The sequence below is a fragment of the Psychrobacter sp. 1Y4 genome (genome assembly GCF_051847555.1).
The window spans coordinates 1-648 of record NZ_JBPYDE010000692.1 but is presented as its reverse complement, the minus strand read 5'-3'; the positions used below and the strand labels follow the sequence as shown (position 1 = coordinate 648).

1 protein-coding gene is annotated in these 648 nt (G+C 44.3%); it reads left to right on the top strand.

Annotated features, from left to right (window positions below; genetic code table 11):
• Nucleotides 1–648 (top strand): CarD family transcriptional regulator (locus ACS8FC_RS18365; RefSeq protein ID WP_439297845.1); only part of this gene is annotated, 648 nt, incomplete at both ends.

Sequence of the window (648 nt, the reverse complement as noted above, 5' to 3'; positions counted from 1 at the left end):
GAGTGATATTAAGTGCACGTGATGAGCTGGCTACAATGAATGATGTCGCAGCGCCAGAAGGCAGCGACTCATCTCAGCCGCAGTTGCCATTAATGCCTATTAAGCAGCAAGGCTTAGTGACATTAAGCGCTCAAGAACCACCACAACTGGCAGTAAACCATCAGAAATCTGAACCATTAACTGAATTGCTCGACTTTTTAAATGTTCAAAAACAAACAGCAACGCCAGTACTAATTGTTGCAGAAACGGCAGGCCGTCGCGAGATTCTTATCGAGCTGTTTAAGGGTAAGATTGATATCAAAGCATATGATAGCTTTGAGGTATTTTTAGCCGCAGATAAAACCAGCGCTATTAATAACAGTCACCTACCCCATGTAGGCCTGACCGTAGCACCAATCGAACGCGGTGTCTACGTGCCTGAACGCTTGGTGTTGATTAGCGAAACGCAGCTGTTTGGTCGTCAAGTCTTACAAACGCGTCGTCGTCGTCAAAGCGGTGTATCAGAAGAGTTTTTGGTCAAAAGCGTCACTGAAATAACAGATGGTAGTCCAGTCGTTCATATTGAGCATGGTATTGGTCGTTATAATGGTCTGATTACCTTAGATGTGGGTGATGGTGAGCAAGAGTTTATTCATTTAAAGTATGACG